General features: G+C 71.1%; 21 protein-coding genes. 16 read left to right on the top strand and 5 right to left on the bottom strand.

Annotation, left to right across the window (positions count from 1 at the left end):
- The first annotated feature begins 189 nt into the window (after positions 1–189).
- From CCO04_RS15385 to CCO04_RS15375, 3 genes are all read left to right on the top strand, one after another.
- Positions 190–714: an Lrp/AsnC family transcriptional regulator gene (locus CCO04_RS15385; protein WP_215815027.1), complete on the top strand. Its 525-nt coding sequence runs from the start codon at positions 190–192 to the stop codon at positions 712–714.
- A 168-nt stretch (positions 715–882) separates the two neighbouring features.
- Complete coding sequence (locus CCO04_RS15380; protein WP_215815026.1) at positions 883–2346, top strand: aldehyde dehydrogenase; 1464 nt, start codon at positions 883–885, stop codon at positions 2344–2346.
- Positions 2343–3809: an APC family permease gene (locus CCO04_RS15375; RefSeq protein WP_215815025.1), complete on the top strand. Its 1467-nt coding sequence runs from the start codon at positions 2343–2345 to the stop codon at positions 3807–3809. Before CCO04_RS15380 ends, CCO04_RS15375 begins: the two co-directional genes overlap by 4 nt.
- Before the next feature lie 73 nt (positions 3810–3882).
- On the opposite strand, the gene CCO04_RS15370 is transcribed toward CCO04_RS15375, so the two are convergent.
- Both CCO04_RS15370 and CCO04_RS15365 read right to left on the bottom strand, forming a co-directional pair.
- Positions 3883–4728 (bottom strand): MaoC/PaaZ C-terminal domain-containing protein, encoded by an 846-nt coding sequence (locus CCO04_RS15370; protein ID WP_215815024.1) that lies wholly within the window; start codon positions 4726–4728, stop codon positions 3883–3885.
- A 2-nt stretch (positions 4729–4730) separates the two neighbouring features.
- The gene (locus CCO04_RS15365; protein WP_215815023.1) at positions 4731–6077 is read right to left on the bottom strand and encodes a 3-oxoacyl-ACP reductase; all 1347 of its coding nucleotides are present in this window, start codon (positions 6075–6077) and stop codon (positions 4731–4733) included.
- 156 nt (positions 6078–6233) lie between these two features.
- Between CCO04_RS15365 and CCO04_RS15360 the strand changes: the two genes are divergently transcribed.
- Positions 6234–7514, top strand: a complete 1281-nt coding sequence (locus tag CCO04_RS15360) for an acetyl-CoA C-acetyltransferase (RefSeq protein WP_215815022.1) — start codon at positions 6234–6236, stop codon at positions 7512–7514.
- 83 nt (positions 7515–7597) lie between these two features.
- On the opposite strand, the gene CCO04_RS15355 is transcribed toward CCO04_RS15360, so the two are convergent.
- The gene (locus CCO04_RS15355; RefSeq protein WP_215815021.1) at positions 7598–8287 is read right to left on the bottom strand and encodes a TetR/AcrR family transcriptional regulator; all 690 of its coding nucleotides are present in this window, start codon (positions 8285–8287) and stop codon (positions 7598–7600) included.
- Between the two features lie 125 nt (positions 8288–8412).
- Here CCO04_RS15355 and CCO04_RS15350 point away from each other — a divergent pair, with 125 nt between their 5' ends.
- Positions 8413–8823 carry a hypothetical protein gene (locus tag CCO04_RS15350; RefSeq protein ID WP_215815020.1) on the top strand — a complete coding sequence of 137 codons (411 nt, stop codon included), beginning with the start codon at positions 8413–8415 and terminating at the stop codon, positions 8821–8823.
- Here CCO04_RS15350 and CCO04_RS15345 read toward each other — a convergent pair.
- Both CCO04_RS15345 and CCO04_RS15340 read right to left on the bottom strand, forming a co-directional pair.
- Positions 8820–10358 (bottom strand): ATP-dependent DNA ligase, encoded by a 1539-nt coding sequence (locus CCO04_RS15345; RefSeq protein WP_215815019.1) that lies wholly within the window; start codon positions 10356–10358, stop codon positions 8820–8822. The genes CCO04_RS15350 and CCO04_RS15345 overlap by 4 nt on opposite strands.
- A 4-nt stretch (positions 10359–10362) precedes the next feature.
- Positions 10363–10971: a TetR/AcrR family transcriptional regulator gene (locus CCO04_RS15340; RefSeq protein WP_215815018.1), complete on the bottom strand. Its 609-nt coding sequence runs from the start codon at positions 10969–10971 to the stop codon at positions 10363–10365.
- 94 nt (positions 10972–11065) lie between these two features.
- On the opposite strand from CCO04_RS15340, the gene CCO04_RS15335 reads away from it, so the two are divergent.
- The 11 genes from CCO04_RS15335 to CCO04_RS15285 all read left to right on the top strand — a co-directional run bounded on the left by CCO04_RS15335 (position 11066) and on the right by CCO04_RS15285 (position 21693).
- The gene (locus CCO04_RS15335) at positions 11066–12013 is read left to right on the top strand and encodes a DNA-3-methyladenine glycosylase 2 family protein (protein WP_308281252.1); all 948 of its coding nucleotides are present in this window, start codon (positions 11066–11068) and stop codon (positions 12011–12013) included.
- Positions 12014–12077: 64 nt separating this feature from the next.
- Positions 12078–13019 carry an SCP2 sterol-binding domain-containing protein gene (locus CCO04_RS15330; protein WP_215815017.1) on the top strand — a complete coding sequence of 314 codons (942 nt, stop codon included), beginning with the start codon at positions 12078–12080 and terminating at the stop codon, positions 13017–13019.
- The gene (locus CCO04_RS15325; protein ID WP_215815016.1) at positions 13019–13849 is read left to right on the top strand and encodes an ABC transporter permease; all 831 of its coding nucleotides are present in this window, start codon (positions 13019–13021) and stop codon (positions 13847–13849) included. Before CCO04_RS15330 ends, CCO04_RS15325 begins: the two co-directional genes overlap by 1 nt.
- Positions 13849–14718, top strand: coding sequence for an ABC transporter permease (locus CCO04_RS15320; protein ID WP_252373345.1), 870 nt, complete (start codon positions 13849–13851; stop codon positions 14716–14718). The genes CCO04_RS15325 and CCO04_RS15320 overlap by 1 nt, the downstream gene beginning before the upstream one ends.
- A gap of 9 nt (positions 14719–14727) precedes the next feature.
- Positions 14728–15786 carry an MCE family protein gene (locus CCO04_RS15315; protein WP_215815015.1) on the top strand — a complete coding sequence of 353 codons (1059 nt, stop codon included), beginning with the start codon at positions 14728–14730 and terminating at the stop codon, positions 15784–15786.
- Positions 15783–16799 (top strand): MCE family protein, encoded by a 1017-nt coding sequence (locus CCO04_RS15310; RefSeq protein WP_215815014.1) that lies wholly within the window; start codon positions 15783–15785, stop codon positions 16797–16799. The genes CCO04_RS15315 and CCO04_RS15310 overlap by 4 nt, the downstream gene beginning before the upstream one ends.
- Before the next feature lie 5 nt (positions 16800–16804).
- Complete coding sequence (locus tag CCO04_RS15305; RefSeq protein ID WP_215815013.1) at positions 16805–17779, top strand: MCE family protein; 975 nt, start codon at positions 16805–16807, stop codon at positions 17777–17779.
- Positions 17776–18810: an MCE family protein gene (locus CCO04_RS15300; RefSeq protein WP_215815012.1), complete on the top strand. Its 1035-nt coding sequence runs from the start codon at positions 17776–17778 to the stop codon at positions 18808–18810. The genes CCO04_RS15305 and CCO04_RS15300 overlap by 4 nt, the downstream gene beginning before the upstream one ends.
- An 8-nt stretch (positions 18811–18818) precedes the next feature.
- Positions 18819–20030 carry an MCE family protein gene (locus CCO04_RS15295; RefSeq protein ID WP_215815011.1) on the top strand — a complete coding sequence of 404 codons (1212 nt, stop codon included), beginning with the start codon at positions 18819–18821 and terminating at the stop codon, positions 20028–20030.
- Positions 20031–20032: 2 nt separating this feature from the next.
- Positions 20033–21133 (top strand): MlaD family protein, encoded by a 1101-nt coding sequence (locus tag CCO04_RS15290; protein ID WP_215815010.1) that lies wholly within the window; start codon positions 20033–20035, stop codon positions 21131–21133.
- Positions 21130–21693 (top strand): hypothetical protein, encoded by a 564-nt coding sequence (locus tag CCO04_RS15285; RefSeq protein ID WP_215815009.1) that lies wholly within the window; start codon positions 21130–21132, stop codon positions 21691–21693. The genes CCO04_RS15290 and CCO04_RS15285 overlap by 4 nt, the downstream gene beginning before the upstream one ends.
- Positions 21694–21704 lie beyond the last annotated feature (11 nt).

The following is a 21704-nucleotide window of genomic DNA, read 5'->3' as shown; positions in this document are numbered from 1 at the left end:
GGGATCACTGCTCCTTGGTCGTGGGGGTCGGTGGCCCCGCGGAAGAGCAAGAGTGGGAGAAGTTTCGATTCCATGTGGTCGCTGCCGAAGACCTCTCGTAACAAGGCTTGATTCAGGCAGGTTCTTCGTCCAAGGTGGGCGCACCCGGGCTCCGCCCGAAGTTTCTGCCGCACGAGGGAAGGACCACCGATGGCGCGCTACGTGGACGAGCGTTCGCGAGAGATCAAGATCGACGAGATCGACGAGATCCTGCTGTGGGAGCTGACGACCGACGGCCGGATGTCCAACAACGACCTGGCCCGCAAGGCGGGCATCGCCCCGTCGACCTGCCACGCCCGGGTCAAGCGCCTCACGAACCTCGGGGTGATCAAGTCGGTCAACGCCTTCGTCAACTACGAGGCGCTCGGGTTCCCGATCCAGGCCATCGTCTTCGTGCGGTTGCAGGCCCAGGCGCGCAACCAGGTCAAGACCTATGCGAGCCGGGTGATCCAGTTCCCCCAGGTGATCAACGTCTTCTTCATGGGCGGTCCCGACGACTTCCTGATCCACGTCGCGTGCACGTCGAGCTCGCAGCTGCGCGACTTCGTCGCCACCAAGCTCAGCGCCGGACCGGTGGCGGCCACCACGACGAGCATCATGTTCGACCACCTGATCGGCGTGCAGCACATGGAGTACGTCACCGGGTACGAGGAGATGAGGCACCCGGTGCGCTGAGCGGCCGAAGAACCTTCCGGGGTGGCCCGGTCGCCCCGGCCGCCCGGTGAAGATCATCGAAGACTGCCGGCCCCACCCGGCACGATCTTCGGATCGCGCCCCCCGAAGCACGCCGTTCTGCTTCGTTTTCGCCACCCAACTTGGCGCCGAATGACAGGAGGCTCGCAGATGAACGCACCGGCCGAGACGCTGGTCCGCTACCGGATGTCGATCGCGGGACAGGAGCGCGACAGCGCGTCCAGCGAGATCATCGAGGTCCGCAACAAGTACGACGGCGCGCTCCTGGGAACCATCCCCGCGGGCACCGCCGCCGACGCCCAGGCCGCGCTCGACGCCGCCCCCGAGGGCGCTGCCGCCTGGGCGGCCACGCCCGCGTACCGCCGGGTGGCGATCCTCAAGGCCGCCGTGGCCGAGATCCGCGCCCGCCGCGACGAGCTCAGCGCCGTGCTGTCGGCCGAGAACGGCAAGACGATCGCCGACGCCACCGCCGAGATCGACACGACGGCGCGCATCTTCGAGGGCTTCGCCGAGGAGTCGCTGCGCCTGTTCGGGCAGACGATCCCGCTCGACATCCAGGAGGGCCTCGAGTCCGACCTGATGATCACCGTGCGCGAGCCGCTCGGCGTCCTGGTCGGCATCGTGCCGTTCAACTTCCCCGCCGAGCTCTACGCCCACAAGGTCGGCGCCGCGCTGGCCGCGGGCAACGCCATCGTGGTCAAGCCGCCGGAGGACGACCCCCTGGTCACGATCCTGCTGACCGAGATCCTGCACCGGGCGGGCGTGCCCGGCGCGGCCCTCCAGCTCGTCACCGGCTACGGCGAGGTCGTCGGCAGCCACCTCTCGCAGAGCCCCGACATCGCCGCGGTGACGTTCACCGGCAGCACCGAGGTCGGCACCATCGTCGCCGCGAACGCCGGTCGCAACGTGGTGCGGGTCTTCCTCGAGCTCAGCGGGAACGACGCCTTCATCGTCTGCGACGACGCCGACGTCGAGGCCGCCGTGGACCACGCGGTCGCCGGCCGGATCTTCGCCAACGGGCAGGTGTGCGTCGCGACCAAGCGCATCATGGTCGCCCGCGCGCGCTACGACGAGTTCGTCACCGCGCTGAGCGACCGGGTGCGCCGGCTGCGCGTGGGCGACCCGAGGAGCGAGCACACCGATGTGGGACCGCTCATCAGCGTGGACGCCGCCCGCCGCGTCGAGCGCCAGATCCAGGACGCCGTCGGCCAGGGCGCGCGACTCCTGGTCGGGGGCGTCCGGGACGGCGCGTTCCTCACGCCGGCCGTGCTGGAGATCGACACCGGTGTCGGCATCGCCACCGACGAGGAGATCTTCGGCCCGGTGTTCTCCGTGCTGGCGGTCGACGGGCTCGACGAGGCGATCGACCTCGCCAACGCCTCCCAGCTCGGCCTGAACGCGGCGGTGTTCACCGCCGACCTCCAGCGGGCGATCCGGGCCGGCCGCCGCATCCAGGCAGGCATCGTCTCGGTGAACGGCGGCAACGCCTACCGCCCGGACGTGGCGGCGTTCGGCGGCTACAAGAAGAGCGGTCTGGGCCGCGAGGGCATCGCCTACACCCTGGAGGAGTTCACCCAGGTCAAGAGCATCGTGCTGCGCGGTGTGGTCTCGTGACGAGCCCGTCCGGCGCGCCGCCGGTCGCGCGCGCCGCTGAGCCGTCGCCCGACGGCGCGGCCCGGATGCAGCGCGGCCTCGGCGTCGTACCGATGGTGCTCATGGTGGTCGCCGCGGCCGCGCCGCTGGCCGTGGTGACCGCCAGCGTCCCGGTCATCATCTCGGCCAGCGGGAGCACCGCCGCGCCGCAGTTCTTCATCGTGGCGACCGTCGTCCTGTGCCTGTTCTCGGTCGGCTTCACGTCGATGAGCAAGCACGTGCCGAACGCCGGTGCGTTCTACTCCTACATCCAGCGCGGGCTGGGCCGGCACGTCGGCGTCGGCGCGGCCGCGCTGGCGCTCGGGTCGTACGCCGTCATGCTCATCGCGCTCTACGCCTACCTCGGCGTCGCCACCTCGACGCTGCTCGACCGGGTCCACGTCGGCGTGCCCTGGTGGTGCAGCGCCCTCGCGTGGGTGCTCGCCGTGGGTCTGCTCGGCTACCGCGACATCGAGCTGAGCTCGAAGGTCCTGGCCGTGCTCCTGGTGGCCGAGACGCTGGCGGTCGTCGTCCTCGACGTCGCGATCGTGGGCCACGGCGGCGCGGACGGGCTGAGCATGACGCCGCTGGCGCCGTCCACCTTCGCGACGGGGGCGCCGAGCCTCGGCCTGATGTTCGCGTTCTTCTGCTTCATCGGCTTCGAGGCGACCGCGGTCTTCCGCAACGAGGCCAAGGATCCCGACCGGACCATCCCGCGCGCGACGTACGTCGCCGTCGTCTTCATCGGGGTGTTCTACGCGTTCGCCGCCTGGGTCGTGGTGCAGGGGCTCGGCGTCGGCCAGGCCGTCGACCAGGCGTCGCAGGACCCCGAGGACGTCGTGCAGAACCTCGCCGCCACCTACGTCTCGCCCATCCTGACCGACGTGATCCAGGTGCTGCTGGTGACCAGCTTCTTCGCGTGCGTGCTGTCGTTCCACAACGTCATCACGCGCTACCAGTTCACGCTGGCGACCAAGGGCCTGCTGCCGGCCGCGATCGCGGAGGTGAGCGACCGGCACCGGACGCCGTCGCGCTCCTCGCTGACCTTCACGACCATCTCGTTCGCCGCGGTGGCGACCGTCGCGCTGCTCGGGTGGGACCCGATCGGCCAGACCTACGTGTGGTTCTCCGGCGCCTCCACCTTGGGGCTCATCGCGCTGATGGCGATGACCAGCCTGGCGGTGATCGTCTTCTTCCGCACCAAGGCGCCGGGCCCGAGCGTGTGGCACGCGGTGATCGCGCCGGGCCTGGCGTGCGCGGGGCTGACGGTGATCCTGGTGGTGATCATCGCCAACTTCTCGCTGCTGGTCGGGAGCACCGGCACGGCCGTCGTCCTCGGCTGCGGCATCGCGGCCACCTTCGTCTCCGGACTGGTCGTCGCCGAGCGGACCCGGCGGACCCGGCCCGATCGCTACGCGGCGCTGGACCAGGACGGAGCGGCCTGACCCGACCTGCCCCGGACACGCGCAGGCCCGGCCCCCACCTGGGGGACCGGGCCTGTGCGTCGCTCCCGTCAGGTCACAGCGCGGTCGTGCGTCCCAGCAAGTGGGGCGCACCCGACTTGGGGTTGACCAGCGTGAAGTCCCAGCCGCTCGCCGTACCGTCGGCGCCGAACTGCGCCTTGCCCGGCAGGAAGATCGGCTTCTTGAACGCCACCTCGACCTTGACCGCGTCGGGCAGCCGGTTCTCGAGCGCCGCGATGCAGCGCGCCTTGCTCCACATGCCGTGGGCGATGTGGCGCGGGAAGCCGAGAGCCTTGGCGGTCAGCGGGTAGAGGTGGATCGGGTTGTGGTCGCCCGACACCGCCGCGTAGCGCCGGCCGAGGTCGCTGCCCAGGCTCCACACGGGACCCTTGGCGTCGACGGCGACCAGGCTCATACCCGGGTCGCCGTTGTCCTTGTCGCCCTTGCCGACCCGCAGGTACGTCGACACCGACTCCCACACGACCTCGTCGCCGACGGTGCCGGTGACGTTCATGTCCCAGGCACGGCCCTTGGTGCTGGCCCGCAGGTTGTCGGCAGTCAGCGCCAGCGACACCGTCTCGCCGATGGCGACGGGACGGTGCTGGACGATCGTGTTCTCCAGGTGCACCGAGCCGATGGCCGGGAACGGGAAGGACGCGTCGGTCATCAGCTGCATGTGCAGCGGGAACGCCAGCATGTGCAGGTAGGGGAGCGGGGCGACGTCCTTGTTCGGGAAGCCGCACACGTCGGCGTACCGCTGGACCTGGGTGCGCTCGACCACGACGTCGTCGCGGCGCAGCGTCACCGTGGGCAGCGCACCGCCGGTCTTCTTGATGCCCGGCAGCTGGTTGAGGCCCGGGATGGCGGGCAGCGCCGCCTTGAGCATCACGGGGAGAGCCATGCTCAGGCCCCCAGCATCATCTGGCCGCAGACCCGCACGACATTGCCGTTGACGCCCGACGACGCCGGGTTGGCGTACCAGGCGATCGTCTCGGCGACGTCGACCGGGAGCCCGCCCTGGGACATGGCGTTGAGGCGCTGGCCGACCTCGCGGGTGGCGAACGGGACGGCCGCGGTCATCTGGGTGATGATGAAGCCCGGCGCGACGGCGTTGATGGTGATGCCGTCCTTCAGCTCGTCGGCGAAGCTGTCGACGAGGCCGATGACGCCGGCCTTGGAGGCGGCGTAGTTGGTCTGGCCCACGTTGCCGGCGATGCCGGCGATCGAGGCGACGCCCACGATCGAGCCGCCCTTGTTGACCACGCCCTGGTCGAGCAGCTCGCGGGTGATGAGCTCGGGAGCGGTGAGGTTGACCGCGATCACCGAGGTCCAGCGGTCGCCCTTGTCGTTGGCTGCCATGTTGGCGAGCTTGCGGTCGCGGGTGATGCCGGCGTTGTGGACGACGACGTCGACGCCACCGTGCTTCTCCTTGAGGTGGTGCGCGATCCGCTGGGGGGCGTCCTTGCCGGTGATGTCGAGGGTGAGCCAGTCGCCCTCGAGCTCGTTCATGAGCGCCTGGAGCTCGCTGGCCGCCTGCGGTACGTCGACCCCGACCACCGTCGCGCCGTCGCGGTGCAGCACCCGAGCGATCGCCTCGCCGATGCCGCGGCTCGCGCCGGTGACGAGCGCGACCTTGCCGGCCAGCGGCTGGGTCCAGTCGTCGACCGCGGTCGTGGTGGCCTTGCCGTGGGCGCCGATCCGGACGACCTGGCCCGAGACGTAGGCCGACTTGGGGGAGAGGAGGAACGCCAGCGTGCTGGTCGCGGCGGCCTCCTGGCCCTCGGCGACGTAGACGAGCTGGGAGGTCGCGCCGCGGCCGAGCTCCTTGCCGAGGCTGCGGGTGAAGCCCTCGAGCGCGCGCTGCGCGATCCGCTCGCCGCCCTTGGTCTGCTCGGGCGGCGTACCGAGGACGACGACGCGGGCGCACGGCTCGAGGCTGCGCAGCACCGGGGTGAAGAAGTCGCGCAGCGCGACCAGGTCGCCGGCGTCCTGGAGCCCGGTGGCGTCGAAGACGAGGCCCTTGAGCTTCTGGCCGTCCTCGGCGGCGGTGGTCGACGCGACGCCGATCAGGTCGAGCAGGCCGGGCAGCGACTCGGCGAGGCGGCCGGTGCCGCCGACCAGCACGGTGCCCTGCACGAGCGGGTCACCGGCGGTGTAGCGGTCGAGCTCGACCGGGTTGGGCAGACCGAGGTTCTTGACGAGGATCTTGCCGATCGGGGAGCTCACGAAGCCCTGGTACTTGTCGCTCATGCTCAGGTCGCAATCTGTGTGGGTTCAGCGGAAGGTTTGTCCACGGGCCGGGCCCGCTCGTAGTCTATGTAACTAGATGTGTAACTCTGAGTCCACATTTCGTGATCTGGCACTCAAACGGTTCTCCTGAGGACCGACAGAGGTGAGGATGGAACCATGGCAGACACTGTTCGTCGGGCCGCCGTACTCGGCGGTAACCGGATCCCCTTCGCTCGCTCCAACGGGGCCTACGCCACCGCCTCCAACCAGGAGATGCTGACCGCCGCGCTCGACGGCCTGGTGGCGCGCTTCGGGCTGGAGGGTGAACGTCTCGGCGAGGTCGCCGGCGGCGCCGTCCTCAAGCACAGCCGCGACTTCAACCTGGTCCGCGAGTCGGTGCTCGGCACCAAGCTCGCGCCCGAGACCGCGGCCGTCGACCTGCAGCAGGCCTGCGGCACCGGCCTCCAGGCGATCAACTACATCGCCAACAAGATCAAGCTCGGCCAGATCGAGTCCGGCATCGGCGGCGGTGTCGACACCACCTCCGACGCGCCGATCGCCATCTCCGAGAAGCTGCGCAAGAAGCTCATCCAGCTCAACAACGCGCGCTCCACCAAGGACCGCCTCGCGATCCTCGCCACCATCCGCCCCGGCGACATCGGCCTGGCGATCCCGTCCAACGGCGAGCCGCGCACCCGCCTGTCGATGGGCGACCACCAGGCACTGACCGCCCTGGAGTGGCAGATCGCCCGCGAGGCCCAGGACGAGCTCGCCGTCACCTCGCACCACCGCCTCGCCGCGTCGTACGACGAGGGGTGGCAGGACGACCTCATCACCCCGTTCCGCGGCCTGGAGCGCGACAACAACCTGCGCGCCGACTCCTCGCTCGAGAAGCTCGCCAAGCTCAAGCCGGTCTTCGGCAAGGGCGAGGCGGCGACCATGACGGCCGGCAACTCGACCCCGCTGACCGACGGCGCGTCCGCCGTACTGCTGGGGTCGGAGGAGTGGGCCGAGGCCCACGGCCTCGAGGTGCTCGCCTACTTCGTCGACTCCGAGGTCGCCGCGGTCGACTTCGTCAACGGTGCCGAGGGCCTGCTCATGGCGCCGGCGTACGCCGTACCGCGGATGCTCGAGCGCAACGGCCTGACCCTCCAGGACTTCGACTTCTACGAGATCCACGAGGCCTTCGCCTCGCAGGTCCTCTCGACGCTCGCCGCCTGGGAGAGCCCGGTGTTCTGCAAGGAGCGCCTCGGCCTCGACGCCCCCCTCGGCTCGATCGACCGCGCCAAGCTCAACGTCAAGGGCTCCTCCCTCGCCGCGGGCCACCCGTTCTCGGCGACCGGCGGCCGGATCGTGGCCAACACGGCCAAGCTCCTCCAGGCCAACGGCGGCGGCCGGGCACTGATCTCGGTCTGCGCGGCCGGCGGTCAGGGCGTCGTCGCGATCATGGAGCGCTGAGGCTCCGCTCGCTCGCTCGCGCGAACGGCCCGCTCCCTGTCGGGGCGGGCCGTTCGTCGTACGGGCTGGGCTGGGGGTGGGGGTCAGGCGGCGGTGACCAGCGCCAGCGCCGAGCGGACCATGTAGGAGCGCACCTGCTCCGACGAGATCTCGCCGACCGTCGGGATCCCCGGCGCGATCTCGCTGACCAGGATGCCCAGCCGGGCGAGCTGGAGCGCCCCGAGCCCGCTGGCGTAGAGCGCGTTGGCGAGCAGGATCGGGTCGTCGGTGAGGTGGAAGGCGCCCTTGTCGACGCCGGTGGCCAGCGTCTCGGACAGCACCGTCAGGCACGAGGTGATGCCGCGCCCGAGCTTGAACAGCGGCCCCTCGGCGATCTCGTCAAGCAGCTCGTCACCCGGCCGCACCATCAGCGCCTGCGCGCAGTCCACGAACGCCGGGTGCGCGACGCCGTAGTCGACGAAGGCACCCACGATCGCCTCGAGCTGCCGGGCCGGCTCCTCGGACCCGGCCGCGGCCGCAGCCATCACGTCGTGCAGCTCCTCGAGGTAGCCCACGAGCGTGAGCGCGAAGAGCTCCTCCTTGCCGGTGAAGTGCCGGTAGACGATCGCTCGGTTGATCCCGACCGCGCTCGCGACCTCCTCGATCTGCACGTCGCGCACACCCTTGGAGTCGAAGATCTGCCGCGTGGCTGCGATGATCTCCGCCTGGCGCGCCTTGCGGCGCGCTGCGGCCGCCTTGCGGCGTCCGTCGGTTGCGGGTGCGTGGGTCGCCATGGGGCGAGTGTACGCGATGTGCAACTCGGTGTTGCAACATCTCCTCGGGGTGGAATCCGAACGAGTCTGGCGAGTGTTCGCCGAAACTGTCGCCGCGATCCGTCCGCGGCCCCTAGGCTCCGCCCATGCGATCGCTCGTCCTCCGCGCCACGCTCGCGGTCTCCGTGCTGCTCCTCGTCGGTGCGGCGCTCGTCACCTTCCTTCCGGCCAGCCCTGAGAACCGGACGTGCGGCACGTGGGTCGACCCCGAGTGGGACAAGGAGACGGCGAAGGAGCTCGCCTACGGCTTCATCGACGTCGCCGAGGAAGCCGGCAGTGCGGGGCTGTCCGGCTCGGTGGCCGAGAACCTCAGCAGCGCCAAGGACATCGCCGATACGTACCGCACCTGCGACGACGCCCTCGACACCCGGCGGACCTGGACCTTCATCCTGCTGGGCGCGGGGCTCGTGGTCCCGGTCGTGGTGTGGTTCGTCGTGGCCGGAAGGCTCGGCTCCGGCGGCACCGGAGGACGTCGGCCGCCGACGGCTCAGGCCTAGGCCGGAGCGGGGCCTTCCGCCAGCGCCCGCACCGCCTCGATCGTGTCCGCCTCGTCAGCCGACTTGTCGTCCCGGTACCGCACCACCCGCGCGAACCGCAGCGCCAGTCCGCCCGGGTAGCGCGTCGAGCGCTGGAGCCCGTCGAAGGCGATCTCGACGACCTGCTCGGGCCGCACGGTCACGACCCACCCATCGTCGGACACCTCCAGCGACCGGAACCGCTCGGTCTGCCAGGCGAGCATCTCGTCGGTCATCCCCTTGAAGGTCTTGCCCAGCATCACGAACCCGGACGGCGACGACGGGTCGCGGGCGCCGAGGTGGATGTTGGAGAGCCAGTCGCGGCGGCGGCCGGAGCCGTGCTCGACGGCGAGGACGACGAGGTCGAGGGTGTGGACGGGCTTGACCTTGACCCAGGCCGAGCCCCGCCGCCCCGCGTCGTACGGCGCCGCGGCGGCCTTGACGACGACGCCCTCGTGGCCGGAGGCGAGGACGGAGGTGGTGAAGTCTGCGGCGGCGGTGGGGTCGGTGCCGATCCAGCGCTGGACGCGGTGCTCGGGTGGGACGAGGTCCTCGAGGACCTGCCAGCGCTCGTGGGCGGGGAGGTCGAGGAGGTCGGTGCCGTCGCGGTGCAGCACGTCGAAGAAGTACGGCGACACGACGGCGCCGTCGGATGCACCGTCCGTGGCGGTCCGCGAGGCCGTCTCCTGGAAGGGCCGCGGGCGGCCGTCGGGGGCGAGCGAGAGGGCCTCGCCGTCGAGGACGAGGCGGGTGGCGGGGAGGGCGCGGACGATGGCGACGACCTCGGGGAGGCGGTGGGTGATGTCGTCGAGGCTGCGGGTGGCGACGAGGACGTCGTCGCCGTCGCGGTGGACCTGGATCCGGATGCCGTCGAGCTTGGCGTCGACGCCGACGAGGCCGCCGTCGCTGCCGCCGGCCTTGGTGAGGGCGGCGGCGATGTCGGGGGCCGAGGAGGCGAGCATGGGCAGGATCGGGCGGCCGACGGTGAGGCCGACCTCGGCCAGGGCGGCGGGGCCCTCGAACGCCGCCCCGACCACGTACGTCGCGCCGCCGGCCAGCATCGCCGCCCGGCGGACGGCGGCGAGCGGCACGTCCGCGGCGAGGGCGAGGGCCTCGGTGACGACGGCTTCGAGCGCGCCCTGGCGCACCTCGCCGACGGTGACGGCACGCAGCCAGTCCTGCTCGGGGGCGGTGGCACGGCCGAACAGGTCGACGACCGCGGCGGCGCGGCGGCCGGCTGAGCCGGGGCCGGCGAGGAGCGCCATCGCCGCGAAGGCCGCGTCGACCTCGCCCACCTCGAGGGTCGGCGCGGGGGCCGGGGGCGGCAGGGTCTGCAGGCTGCGCCAGCCCAGGCCGGTGCGGCGCTGGCGCAGGCGTCCGCCGAGGTAGTGGGCGACGAGGTCCCGCTCACCGGGAGCGGCGGCGTTCAGCAGGTCGGCGAGGAGCCGCACCTTCTCCTTGCGCGACCGCGTCGCCGCCACCGCGCGGGAGACGTCGACGAGGTCGTGGAGCAGCATCGCGTCAGCGCGTGGCTTCCAGGGAGGCGGCGGTGACGGCGCCGTCGATGACCTGCTCGTAGACCAGGTCGAGGTCGAGAGACTCCGCGCTGGTGCCGGACAGGTCGCCGAAGTAGCCGGCGACCTCGAGCGAGACGAAGCCGTGGAGCGAGGCGAACAGCGCCATCGCGCTCTGCAGCAGCCGGTCGTCGGGCAGGCCCGCGGAGCGGACCATGACGGCCAGCGCCTCGATCGCGTCGAGCGCGGCGGCGTAGAACGCCTCGCGGTCGATCGGGGGCCGGGTCAGGGCGGCGTAGCGCTGGGGGTGGGTACGGGCGAAGGCGCGCAGCGCGTGGCTCAGGGCGCGCAGGCCGGTGAGCCCGGCGTGGCCCATGGCCGCCTTGCGGACGTGGTCGCCGAGCAGCCGCATCGCGCGGACCTGGATGAGGGCGCGCAGGTCCTCGAGGTTCGCGACGTGGTTGTAGAGCGACGACACCCGGGCCTCGAGCTCGGTGGCGAGCGAGGTCATCGTCAGCGCGTCGTACCCGTCGCGGTCGACGAGCGCCTCGGCCGCCTGGAGCACCGCTTCCTGGTCGAGGCGGGCTCGGCGGCTGCGGGTCGGGTCGATGCTCAACTGCCCTCCGGAGCCTGAGGAGATGAAAGAGAGATGAAATAGATTCGTTGTTGCGCGAGAGAGCCTAGTCCACGCGGAGCCGTACAGTGCTGCGGTGACCTCCCCGGACGGCGCCACCCGCGTGTGGCACCCCGGTCGCCCGGTTCCGGTGGCGGCGCTGCTGGGCCAGCACCGGCGCGGGGGTGGCGACCCGACGTTGCGGCTGGCCGTCGAGGGCCGGCACTGGCGGGGGAGCCGTACGCCGGAGGGCCTGGTCACCCTCGCGGTGCGCGACCAGGACGCCGGCGGTGCCGTCGCCGCCGAGGCCTGGGGGCCGGGCGCCGCCTGGGCCCTCGACCAGCTCCCGGCGCTGCTCGGCGAGCACGACGACTGGACCGGCTTCGAGCCGCGGCACCCCGTCCTCGTCGAGGCCCGGCGCCGGCACCCGCACCTGCGGCTGGGCCGGACCGGTCTGGTCCTGGAGTCGCTGGTGCCCTCGATCATCGAGCAGAAGGTGACCGGTCAGGAGGCCTTCGCCGGCTTCCGCGCCCTGGTACGACGCCACGGCGTCCCCGCGCCCGGCCCCGGTGCCGCACGCGGCCTCGGGCTGATGGTCCAGCCCGACGCGGAGACGCTGCGCGCGATCCCCTCGTGGGAGTGGCTGCGCCTGCACATCGACCCCGCGCGCAGCCGGGCCGTGGTGACCGCCGCACGCCACGCCGCCGCCCTGGAGCGGGCGGCGACCCTGAGCGGCGAGGAGGCCGAGCGGCGGCTGCGGGGCCTGCCCGGCATCGGGGTGTGGACCGCGGCCGAGGTCCGCCAGCGGGCGCTGGGCGATCCCGACGCCGTCTCGTACGGCGACTACCACGTCGCCAAGGACGTCGGCTGGGCGCTGGAGGGACGCCTCTTCGACGACGCCGAGCTGGCCCGCTACCTGGTGCCGTGGACCGGTCACCGGGGCCGGGTCCCGCTGCTGGTGATGGCGGCCGGGCTGCGCCGTCCGCGGCACGGTCCCCGCATGTCACCGCGTGAACATCTCCCGACCCGTGACCAAATGGCGTGATATCTGTTACACCGAGCAACAGTCAGTCGGTCGAGGGCGGGGAGCGGGCATGGCACGGGTGCGGTTGAGCGCTTGGACGCGCGCCACCCCTGACGAGCTGGTCGCCCATCTCCGCGCGGCCGACCCGGCCGCGCTCGTCCACGCGATCCGCGAGGCCTCCGACGAGAGCCTGGTCACATTGGTGCATGACGTCGGGCGGGGTCGAGCCGTTGTCGAGGTCGTGACGAGCCGGATCGGTGACCTCGCCGTGCCCGCCCAGCGCGACGGCGTGCGCGGCGTCGTGCGCTGGGAGTCCGGCGACCCGGCGCTCGCCGCGACCGTGCGGTTCGCCGACGGCGTCGTCGAGCCGGTGACGGACGCGGGGGAGCGCCCCGACCTGGTGGTGCGCGGCAGCCTCGTCCAGCTGCTGCGCCTGGTGGCCGGCCAGCTCGAGATCGCCGTGGCCTACCTCGGCCGGAGCCTGGAAATCGAGGGCGACAGCGCGCTGGCGCTCGCCCTGGCCGGTCTCTTCGCCGCCGACGGCACCGCGCCGCTCACCGGCGTCCCGGTCGACCCGCGCGACATCAACCCGCTCGACGTCTCCCGCGCCCTGCACGGCGTGGACATCGACCATCTGCGATCGGTCCTGGCCTCAGGCTTCCGTCCGGTCGTCCTCGATGAGATCTTCAGCCGGATGCCAGCCCATGTGAACGGCCGCAAGGCGGCCGGTGCGCGGATCACGGTCGGGTTCCGCCTGACCGGCCGCCCCGACGGAGAGGTGGACCGTTACGTGCTCCGACTCAGCGACGGTCAGGCGACCGTCCTCGCCGGGGAGGCGGCCGATGCCGTCGGGCCCGACGATCGCGACGCGACCGTGACCTGCGAGGCCCACGACTTCCTCCGGCTGGTCACCGGCCACCTCAGCGCGATCACCGGCGTGCTGCGCGGCCAGCTGCGGGTGCGCGGTGACAAGGCCGCCGCGCTGCGGCTCGCCACCGCCTTCGACATCCCCAAGGCGGCGGCCTGATGAGCGCCGTCGCCGCCGGAGGCTGGGGCCGCTCGGCCCTGGACAACCTCACCGGCCGGTTCAAGGCCGGCGTGATCACGACCGGCGAGCTGGTCAAGCTCGCGGTCGAGTCGATCCAGTGGGGCTTCGCCGACATCGTCGCCCGGCGCTTCTCCTGGTCCGAGTTCCTGCTCCAGTGCTGGTTCATGACCCGGGTCTCGCTGCTGCCGACGATCCTGGTCGCCATCCCGTTCGGCGTCATCACCTCGGTCCAGATCGGCGCCGCGGCCAATCAGATCGGCGCGCAGTCCTTCATCGGCGCGGTCAACGGCATCGGCGTGCTGCGCCAGGGCGCACCGCTGGTCACCTCGCTGATGATCGCCGGCGCGGTGGGCTCCGCGGTCTGCGCCGACCTCGGCGCGCGCACGGTCCGCGAGGAGATCGACGCGCTCAAGGTCATGGGCATCTCACCCATCCAGCGCCTGGTCGCGCCCCGCATCCTCGCCGCGCTGGTCGTCTCGGTGCTGCTGACCGTGATCGTGGCGATGACCGCGATGATCACGGCGTTCGCGATCGTGGTCGGCGGCGGCCAGATCTCCTCGGGCACCTACCTCGACTCGTTCGTGGGGCTGGCCCAACCCGGTGACCTCGCGCTCGCCGAGTTCAAGGGCCTGCTCTTCGGGTTCGTGGCGATCATCGTGTGCGCCCACAAGGGCCTCAACGCCCGCGGCGGGCCCAAGGCGGTCGCCGACGCGGTCAACCAGGCCGTCGTGCTCAGCGTGATCCTGCTCGCCGTCATCAACGTCGGGCTGACCCAGGCCTACGTGATGCTCTTCCCCGGGGGTGCCTGATGTCCGAGATCAAGCTCGGCCGCACCCTCGGCTCCCGCGCCTCCGACGCCGTGGTCGGCACCGCCGACTCGATCATGTCGGTGCTCGCCATGTTCGGCTCGTTCGTGAGCTTCTCCGGCAAGGTCTTCCGCGAGCTGCCCACCACGATCGCGCTCTACCCCAAGGAGGTGCTGCGCCAGATCAAGGACATCGCCTGGGGCAGCGGCGCGCTCCTGGTCGGCGGCGGCACGGTCGGCGTGATGATCCTGCTCTCGGTCGCGGCCGGTACGTCGATCGGCATCGAGGGCTTCAACGGCCTCGAGATCGTCGGCCTGGCGCCGCTGACCGGCTTCATCTCCGCCAGCGTCAACACCCGTGAGCTGGCCCCGCTGATCGCCGCGCTCGCGCTCGGCGCCCAGGTCGGCTGCCGGTTCACCGCCCAGATCGGCTCGATGAAGATCCACGAGGAGGTCGACGCCCTCGAGGTGATGGCGGTCAGCGCGATGCGCTACGTCGTGACCACCCGGGTGATCGCCTGCATGGTCGCGATCCTGCCGCTCTACCTGATCGGCCTGATCGGCAGCTATATCGCCTCGCAGGTCTCGGTCGTGGTCCTCTTCGGCCAGTCACCAGGCCAGTACGACCACTACTTCTCGACGTTCATCCAACCCAGGGACATCGTCTTCTCGATCATCAAGATCCTGATCTTCGCCCTGACCGTGGCCCTGATCCACTGCTGGTACGGCATGCGTGTCGGCGGCGGCCCGCAGGCCGTCGGCGAGGCCACCGGTACCGGCATCCGGGCCAGCATCGTGTCCATCGTGGCCCTCGACATGGTCCTGACCCTGGTCTTCTGGGGCGGCGACCCCGGCTTCCGGATCTCCGGGTGAGGTGACGACATGGCCCGCGAAGTCTCCCGCAACCAGCTCGCCCGGCGCGGCCTGATCGCCCTCGTGGCGATCGCCGTGATCGGCGCGTTCATCACGCTGCGCAGCAACGGCACCTTCGGCTCCAAGCCGCACGTGACCGCCGAGGTCGCCAACGCCGGCGGCGCGCTGCGCACCGGCTCCGACGTCAAGCTCAACGGCGTCATCGTCGGCAAGGTCAGCCAGATCAGCCGCTCCACGTCGGGCGGGGTCACCGTCGACATGGAGATGTCGCCGCAGGACCTCGACGCCGTCCCGTCCAACGTGGTCGCCCGGATCCTGCCCGCCACCGTCTTCGGCACGACCTTCGTCGACCTCGTGGTGCACGGCAAGCCCAGCGGCGAGCTCCGGGCCGGCGCGGTGGTCCAGGCCGACCGGACCCAGGGCACCCTCGAGCTCCAGCAGGCGCTCGACGACATCGACCGCCTGGTCAAGGCGCTCGGTCCCGCCGAGCTGGCCTCCGCGATCGGCTCGGCCTCCGAGGCGCTCGACGGCCGCGGCAACGAGATCGGCGAGACGGTCCGCACGCTCAACTCCTACCTCGACCGGCTCAACCCGCGGATGCCCCAGGTGCGCGAGGACCTCGACGCCCTGGCCGCGACCACGCGCCTGGTCGACGAGATCGCGCCCGACCTGCTCGACGCGACCGACGACGTGCTCGTCACGCTCCACACCATCGTGACCCAGGAGGCCTCGCTGACCGCGCTCATCACCGGCGGCACCAACCTGGCGCGGATCTCGACCGGCTTCCTCGACAAGAACCAGCGCAACCTGGTGCGGTTCATCAACGGTGCCGCGGTGCTGCTCGACGCGGTCTACGACAACCGCCAGGCCGGCATCTCCGACGCGCTCGCGGTCAACCTCGCGCTCGGCCGGACACTGCCGAGCGCCGTGAAAGAGGGGTTCGTGCGCACCGACGGCACGCTGCGGCTCTCGCCGCCGGACTACTACAGCGGCGGCCAGCGCCCGTCGTACCGGACCGGGAGCAGCGACCCGGCCGGCTTCGGCCGGCTGCTGGGGGAGGGCCGATGACCGGGCTGCGCACGATCGCGTTCAAGTTCGCCGCCTTCGCGGTGGCCAGCGGGCTCATGCTCCTGCTGCTGGTCAACACCATGCAGAACGGCGTCAGCGGCGACACCCGCGAGTACACGGCCGAGTTCGCCGACGTCAACGGGCTGCGCACCGGCGACGACGTCAAGGCGGCCGGCGTCCGGGTCGGCCAGGTGACCAGCATCGAGGCCACCGACGACGGCGCCGAGATCGGCATCGAGCTGGTCGAGGGTCAGCCGCTGCTCGACTCCACCAAGCTCGTCATGCGCTACCAGAACCTGCTCGGCCAGCGCTACATCGCGCTGGTCCAGGGCGCCCAGCGCGGTCCGGAGCTCAAGGACGGCGCGACCGTCCCGCTGGCCCAGACCGACCCGGGCTTCGACCTGACCGGGCTGCTCAACGGCTTCCGCCCGCTCTTCCGGGTGCTCCAGCCCGGTGACGTCAACACCCTGGCCGGCTCGCTGATCAAGGTGCTCCAGGGTGAGGGCGGCACGGTCGAGCAGCTGCTCTCCCAGACCGGCCAGCTCAGCAATTTCCTGGCCGACCGCGACGAGGTGATCGGCCAGGTGATGACCAACCTCAAGCCGGTGCTCGACAACCTGGCCGGCCAGGGCGACGAGCTCACCCAGACGGTCCAGGAGCTGCGTGCCCTGATGACCGGTCTGGCCAAGGACCGCAAGTCGATCGGCGCCTCGATCGACGGCGTCAGCCGCCTGGTCGGTGCGACCAGCTCGCTGCTCAAGGAGGTCAAGGTGCCGCTGGTGAGGACGACCGACCGGCTGGTCACGGTCGCCGACATGCTGGAGCGCTCGCGCTCGAGCCTGACGGCCGCGGTGCCCGCCTTCGCGACGGTCTTCGAGTCGCTGGGCCGCGCCACGTCGTACGAGAACGCGCTCAACGTCTACGTGTGCTCGCTCTCGATCGCGCTGACCAAGAACGGCACGGGCATCAACCCGGTCGGCAACAACGGCCCGTGGTCGGCGGTGTGCCGATGAAGCCCATGAACGAGCGCAGCCCGCTGCGCGTCGGCATCGTCACCCTGGTCGTGCTCGGCCTGGTCGGCGCCTTCGTCGTGTTCCTCAGCTTCTCCAACTTCGGCACCAAGAAGTACACCGCCGTCCTGGAGCACACCGCCGGTCTGCGCACCGGCGAGGACGTCCAGGTGCACGGCGTGATCTCCGGCAAGGTGACCGGCATCGAGCTGCAGAAGGAGCACGTGCTCGTGACCTTCGCCCTCGACAACGGCATCGAGCTGGGCTCGCGCTCCTCGGCGACGGTCAAGGTGGCGACGCTGCTGGGCACCCACTACCTCGAGGTCGACCCCCACGGCTCGGGCAGCCTGGCCGGTGCCCAGATCCCGCTGGAGCGCACCTCGGTGCCCTACAACCTCCAGGACGTGATCGAGAAGGGCTCCGAGGCGCTCGACGAGCTCGACCCCGAGCTGCTGGCCAAGGCGCTGACCGAGATGGCCGGCACCCTCGGGGCCAGCAAGCAGGAGATCGGCCCCGCCCTCGAGGGCGTGGCCCGGCTCTCCGAGGTCGTCTCCCGGCGCTCCGACCAGGTCGGCGACCTGATGGAGGCCACCCGCAAGGTCACCGACCAGCTCTCCGCCAGCAGCCAGGACATCGTCGGGCTGATGAAGCAGGCCAACCTCGTCGTCGGTGAGATCACCGCCCGGCGCGCGGCGATCCACCGGCTGCTCGTCGAGACCACGGACCTGTCCAAGGCGCTGACCGCGATCGTCCGGTCGACCAACGGCAAGCTCAAGCCGGCGCTCACCGACCTCAACGCCGTCCTCGACACGCTCAACCGCCAGGACAAGCAGCTGACCCACCTGCTCGAGGTGATGGCGCCCGCCGTCCGCTACGTCGCCAACGCGACCGGCAGCGGCCCGTTCCTGCCCCTCTACGTCAAGCCGCCCGCGATCCCGGCCGACGACACGACCTGCAAGCTCGAAGGGACGTGCCGCCGATGACCACGACCACCCGGTTCGCCCGCATCGCCGGCGCCCTCGTCGCCGTCCTGGCCGTGCTGCTCGCCTCGGGCTGCAGCGCGGTGAGCGGTGGCGACAAGATGACCGTCAAGGCCTACTTCGCCGACTCCGCCGGCCTCTTCGTCGGCAACGACGTCGGGATCCTCGGCGTCACCGTCGGCAAGGTGAAGTCGATCGAGCCGGCCGGCGACAAGGTGCTGGTCACCATGGAGATCGACGCCGACCAGCCCGTTCCGGCCGACGCCGGTGCCGTCGTGGTGGCCCGCTCGGTCGCCACCGACCGCTACGTCGAGCTGACCCCGGTCTACCGCTCGGGACCCAAGCTCGACGACGACGCGACGATCGGGCTCGACAAGACCCAGACCCCGGTCGACTTCGACCAGGTGCTGGAGTCGCTCAACGACTTCGCGACCGGCATCGGCGGCAACAAGGACACCACCAAGGCTGTCCAGCGCTTCATCGACGCCGGCGCCGAGGCGCTCCAGGGTCGCGGCCCGCTGCTCAACCAGACGATCCACTCGCTGGCCGACGGCGTCGACGGACTGGCCAGCCAGAAGGAGAACATCGCGGCGACCCTCAAGTCGCTCGACGTCCTGCTGACCACGATCTCGACCAACGAGCAGACCGCGCGCACGTTCATCCAGCAGGTCTCCAAGGCCTCGACGATGCTCGCCGACGAGCGCGAGAACTTCCGCCAGGCGCTGCGCTCGCTCGACGAGGCGGTCACCACCGTGGCGAAGTTCGCGGTCGACAACCGCGCCGAGATCGTGCGCAACCTCGACGGGGGCACCAAGCTGATGAAGACGGTGCTGAGCAAGCAGGACCAGCTCGCCGAGATCCTGCGGGTCATGCCGCTGGCCCTCGAGAACCTGCGGATGGTCCCCGGCGACCGGCTCCCGGTCCGGATCGACCCGCTGATCCTCGACCCGCTCGGCGGCATCCTGCAGCAGGTCTGCTCGCGGGTGCTCGGGCCGCTGTGCGAGATCCTCGACGGAACGCAGCCGGGACGGTGAGGGCGACGATGACGATCCGGACCACCGCGCCGCGCGCGGCCACGGCCACACTCCTGGCCCTGCTGCTCGGCGTGCTGAGCGCCTGCAGCACCACCATGCGCGACCTGCCGATCCCGGGCACCGGGGTCAGCGGCGACACCATCGAGATCAAGGCCGAGTTCGACGACGCGCTCAACCTCGCGGTCGGGGCTCCGGTCAAGGTCAACGGCGTCGACATGGGCAAGGTCGCCGAGATCAAGCCCAAGGACTTCACCGCCGAGGCGACGCTGACGATCAAGACCGACGCCGAGGTCCGCGAGGGCGCCCAGGCACGGCTGCGCTACACCACGCCGCTCGGTGAGCTGTTCGTCGACATCACCAATCCCGCCACCGGCAAGGCGCTCGCCGACGACGCGGTGCTCACCCGCGCGTCGACGACCACCGCGCCCTCGGTCGAGGACGCGCTGGCCCAGGCCTCGCTGCTCATCAACGGCGGTGGTCTCGACCAGCTCCAGACGGTGACCGAGGAGCTCAACAAGGCGCTCAACGGCAACGAGGGCGACTACCGGGCGCTGCTGGACAAGGCGTCGGTCTTCCTGACCCGCGCGAACGCCACCACCCAGAGCATCGACGCGGTGCTCACCTCGCTCAACTCGCTCTCCACCACGCTCAACGGGCGCAAGGAGACGATCAACCGGGCGGTCCGCGAGATCCGGCCCGCAGCCAAGGTGCTGCGCGAGAAGACGCCGCAGTTCACCGAGCTGCTCGCCGAGATCGAGAAGTTCACCGGCGCCGCCAACCAGACCGTCGGGGCGACCCGGGCCCAGCTGCTCACGCTGCTCGGCGAGCTGGAGCCGGTGCTGGCGGAGTTCGCCAAGAACAACGGCACCTTCGAGAGCTCCCTGCGCGCGGTGATCAACGCGGCCAAGGCGGCCGACGGCGTGGTGGCGACCGACTACCTCAACATCGCCCTCGAGCTGCACCTGGACAACCTCAACGTCAACGGCCTGCTCAGCGGTACGGTCACCGGGCTGGTCCGCGACCTGCTCGACCTGGTCGGCCTCGGCAAGCTGCTGCCCGGCCTGGGCGGCGGGCTGGGCGGTCTGCTCGGCGGGCCCAAGGCGACTGGCGGCAACGGCAAGACCGGCGGCGCCACCGGCGCCCAGCCGGGCGGCAAGGCCCCGGCCGACCCGCTCGGGCTCAACGGCCTCCTCGGTGGCCTGTTCGGAGGGAGGGGCTGATCATGGTCATGAAGCTTCTGGGCAACCGGCTCTACCTGAGCCTGGCCGGCATCATCCTCGTGCTGATCGTGACCACGGCGTACATCTTCGCCGCGGTGCTCGACCAGCCGCTCACCTCCAAGCCCGTCGAGGTCAAGGTCGAGCTGGCCCAGACCGGCGGCCTGTTCGAGGGCTCCGCGGTGACCTACCGCGGGATCAAGGTGGGCAAGGTCCGCTCGATCGTGCCCGCCGACAACGGCGTGCTCGCGACGATCGCCATCACCTCGGGCACCGAGATCCCCAAGGACGCGCTCGCCCGCGTGCGCAGCCTCTCGCCGGTCGGTGAGCAGTACCTCGACTTCCAGCCGAAGAAGGCCTCGGGGCCCTTCCTCGCCGACGGGGACACGATCCCGGCCGCCTCGACCGACCTGCCCAAGAGCCTCAGCTCGACGGTGGTCGCGGTCAACAACGTGCTGCGCCAGATCGACGACAAGAAGCTCCGGGTCGTCCTCGGCGAGCTGAGCACCGGCCTCAAGGGGACCGGCGACGACCTCGGCCGGATCCTCGACCAGGGCACCGCCCTGCTCGAGACGCTCGACTCCGTGTGGCCCGAGACCGACCGGGTGATCAGCAGCTCGGGCTCGGTGCTCTCGATCGCCACCGACAACGCCGACGCGCTGCGCCAGCTCGCCACCTCGTCCAAGCGCTTCGCGCAGTTCCTGCGCGAGTACGACCCCGAGCTGCGCGACATCCTCAAGCGGGGCCCGGGTCAGATCGACGAGCTGATCAAGCTGGTCCGCGACGCCAACGAGGTGCTGCCGGGCTTCCTGTCGGCCGGCGTCAGCTTCACCGACGTCTTCCGCTCCTACGAGCCGCACCTGCGTGCGCTGCTCCAGAACTACTCGCCGGGTCTGCGCTCGCTGCTGGCCAAGGTCCGCGACGGTGAGCTGCGCATCGAGCTCATCCCCGACAAGATGCGCAAGGAAGCGACCTGCACCTACGGCACGAGCCGGCTCAACCCCAAGGTCGACCAGCGCCGCGCGCTCCAGCGCGACGGCCGCTGCGCCGCCGGGCTGACCTACCTCCAGCGCGGTGCCGCCAACGCCCCGGGACCCGTGCGATGAGCGCCGAGAGCCGCCGGCCCGGCAACCTCGTCCTCGGTCTCGCCGCGCTGCTGGTCGCCTGCCTGGCCGTGGGGGCCTGGCTGCTGGTCCAGGAGCGCGGTGCCCAGGACGACCTGGCCCGGGCCGAGAAGCAGGTCCAGACGCTGACCGGCGAGAAGGAGGCCGAGCAGGCCGCCCTCGGTGCCGCCAAGTCGATCCTGGTCGAGGTCACGTCGTACTCCTGGAAGGACGGGGAGCACGAGTTCGCCTGGCTCGACAAGATCGCCAACAGCGAGCTCAAGGACAAGCTCGCGCCCAACGTGAGCGGGCTGCAGAAGGCCATCGTCGACGGCAAGGTCTCGGCCAAGGGTCAGGTCGTCGATGCGGCCGCGCGCGCGGTCAGCACCTCCCAGGTCGAGGTGCTGGCGTTCGTCGACCAGGCGCTCACCGACGAGACCAACAAGGACGTCAAGATCGAGCAGCAGCGGGTCAGCCTGACCATGAAGCTCGCGGACGGCACCTGGCTGGTCGACCGGCTCGAGCTGCTCAGCGGCGACAACGCTGGTGAGGGTACGCCGTAACCGCCTCGACG

The organism is Pimelobacter sp. 30-1 (genome assembly GCF_018831735.1).
Taxonomy (GTDB): domain Bacteria; phylum Actinomycetota; class Actinomycetes; order Propionibacteriales; family Nocardioidaceae; genus Nocardioides.
This window is presented reverse-complemented; position numbering and strand designations above follow the sequence as displayed.